Source organism: Stackebrandtia sp. (genome assembly GCF_035643755.1).
In the GTDB taxonomy this organism is placed as follows: Bacteria; Actinomycetota; Actinomycetes; order Mycobacteriales; family Micromonosporaceae; genus Stackebrandtia.
On record NZ_DASQPW010000152.1, the window covers coordinates 1 to 2,554 of the forward strand.

Annotated in this window: 3 protein-coding genes; 2 read left to right on the forward strand and 1 reads right to left on the reverse strand. The window is 72.6% G+C overall.

Features of this window, described 5'->3' with window-relative positions; translation table 11 throughout:
• Both VE172_RS11625 and VE172_RS11630 read left to right on the forward strand, forming a co-directional pair.
• Positions 1 to 1,261, forward strand: a 1,261-nt coding sequence (locus VE172_RS11625; RefSeq protein ID WP_324801509.1) for a tetratricopeptide repeat protein, incomplete at its 5' end; no start/stop codon positions are given.
• Positions 1,262 to 1,290: 29 nt separating this feature from the next.
• Positions 1,291 to 1,434, forward strand: a complete 144-nt coding sequence (locus tag VE172_RS11630) for a GPGG-motif small membrane protein (RefSeq protein WP_324801511.1) — start codon at positions 1,291 to 1,293, stop codon at positions 1,432 to 1,434.
• Here the strand turns inward: VE172_RS11630 and VE172_RS11635 are convergent.
• Entirely contained in the window at positions 1,431 to 2,366 is a 936-nt protein-coding gene (locus tag VE172_RS11635) for a S66 peptidase family protein (protein WP_324801515.1), read from the reverse strand. The genes VE172_RS11630 and VE172_RS11635 overlap by 4 nt on opposite strands.
• Positions 2,367 to 2,554 lie beyond the last annotated feature (188 nt).

Genomic DNA, 2,554 nt, shown 5'->3' on the forward strand with positions numbered 1-2,554 from the left:
AAGGAATAGAGTCGAGGCAACAGGAGGCTTCGACACCAAGGGGGCGCGATTCATGATTCACTCGATCGCCGCGACCGTCGTCACCACCGCCTTCGCATCGGCGGGGGCGGCGACGATCGTCAACCAGATGGCCACCGACAGGTGGCGCAGGACCAAACGCCTGTTCGCCCGCCTGCTCGGCGGCGGGGACGCCACCCGGGGCGCCGCCGCCGAGGCCGAACTGGACGCCTACGCGCTGCTGGTGGAGCGCGCGTCCGACGCCGAGCAGCCCGAGCTGCGCGCCGCCCTGATGCCGGTGCTGCGGATCCGGCTGGAGGGCCTGCTCGCCGAGCAGCCCGGCGCGGCGGCCGAACTCAAGGCGCTGTTGGCCCGGCTCGACGTGTCGGTGGAGGCCGCGGCGCACCAGGAGGAGGCGGCCGAGGAGTTCGCCGCCCGCGCGCCCGAACTCGACGCCCTGGTCCGTCAGGCGGGCAGCCCCGAATCCTCCGCCGCCCGCGCCACCACCCTCAACCGGCTCGGCGGCGTGCGGTGGCGGCTGGGCGACTTCGCCGCGGCCGTCAAGTACTACCGGCTCGCCCTGATCCTGGCCCGCCGCGAGGGCGACCGCCACGGCGAGGGCCACGCCCTCAACAACCTGGGCACCGCCTATGACCACCTGGGACAGTACGGCGAGGCGCAGGCCGTGTGCCAGCAGGCGCTGGAGATCCACCGCGCCACCGGCGACACCCACGCCGAGGCGCTCACCCTGTCCAATCTGGGCGCGATCCACGAGCACCTCGACGCCGACGTCGACGCCGAGTCCTTTTACCGACAGGCCCTGGAACTGCACCGCCGCACCGACGACCGCTTCTGCGTGGCCCTGGTGCTGGGCCGCCTGGGCGCCCTGCACCACCGACTCGGTGACCTCGCCGCGGCCGAGGAGGCCCGGCGCCGGGCCCTGGACATCTGCCGCGAGCTGGGCGACCGCGAGACGGAGGTCGACCTGCTCAACGGCCAGGCGGAAACGTTGTGCGCCATGGGCAGCCTCCACCGATCCATGGTCGTGCATGCCCGCGCCCTCACCCTGGCGGGCCGCCTCGGCGACGTCCGCGAGCAGGCCCGCGCCCACCACGGCATCGCGGGTCTGTTGTCCCTCAAGGGGGACGGCCCCGGCGCCCGCACCCACTGGTACCGCGCCTGGCGCATCTTCACCGACCTGGACGACCCCCGCGCCGCCGAGGCCCGCGCCGGCCTCGACGCGATTACCCGAACCGAGGATTGAACGACGACGATGGTGGGTAGTGGTTCACCATGGATTTCATTTTGTGGATAATCGCCGTGATCCTGGTGGTCGCGGGAATCGTGGCCATCTTCAGAAGCCGCGTCCTGTGGGGAATCGTCCTCATCGTGGTCGGACTGCTCGTCGGTCCCGGCGGCGTCAGCATCTTCACTTAAGACACCGCGGCGGCGGCCGTCAGGACCCGGGCCACCGGGTCCAGGGTCGCCGTCGTTCCGAAGGGGACGGTGCGCGGGTTGTCGCCGTGTCCGATGGGGATGCCGCCCAGCACGGGGACGTCGAGGTCGGCGAGGCGGTCGCGCAGCGTGTCCACGACGCCCCAGTCCCAGTCGTCGTCTCCGCAGGAGGTGAATTGGCCCAGCGCGATCCCGGCGATGCCGTCGAGGGTTCCGGAGCGGCGCAGCTGCGTGAGGATGCGGTCGACGCGGTAGGGCTCCTCGTTGATCTCCTCGCAGAACACGATGGCGCCGCGGTAGTCGGGGCAGGTGGGCGTGCCGACCGCGTCGACCAGCAGCGACAGGTTGCCGCCCAGGAGGCGCCCGGTGACGGGCGCGTCGCCGCGGGTCAGCGCCGCCGACGGCTCGGCGGCGTCGGGCGTGAGGACGACGGGTTCGGTGGTCATCACCGCCGCGCGCAGGCTGTCGCCGACGACGGGGTCGAGGCCGTCCTTGCCGAAGGTGATCACGACGGGGCCGTGCACCGACGTGACTCCCGAGTGGACGTACAGCCCGCAGAACAGCGCGGTGATGTCGCTGTAGCCCACCACGATCTTGGGATCGCTGGCCGCCGCGGCGAAGTCGACGCGATCCACCATTCGCGACAGTCCGTAACCGCCGCGGGCGCAGAAGATCCCGCGGACGGCGGGGTCGCGCAGCGCCGCGTTCAGCTCGGCCAGGCGGGTCTCGTCGTCGCCGGCGAGGTAGCCGTGCACGTCGAAGGCGCGCGGCGACACCCGCACCCGCAGCCCCCAGCCCTCCAGCAGGGCCACGCCGCGGCGGACCTGCTCGGGCTTGGGCGGGCCGGACGGCGACAGCACGGCCACCGGGTCGCCGGGTCGCAGGGCGCGGGGGCGCAGTGGGTTCGGGGTCACGGTCGGCGATCCTAACGGGTGGCGAACCCGGTTGACTACTCTCGACACCGTGGCAACGATTTTGGTGATCGAGAACGCGCCCACCTGGCACCTGGGGCGGCTGGCGGACTGGCTGGCCGATGCCGGTGCCGACGTCGACGTGGTCCGCCCGCCCGACGGCGACGCGGTTCCGTCCGAGGCGTCCGGGC

Excerpts from the sequence above, each read along its gene's own strand:
- VE172_RS11630 (WP_324801511.1), top strand. The coding sequence starts at position 1,291 with ATGGATTTCATTTTGTGGATAATCGCCGTGATCCTGGTGGTCGCGGGA.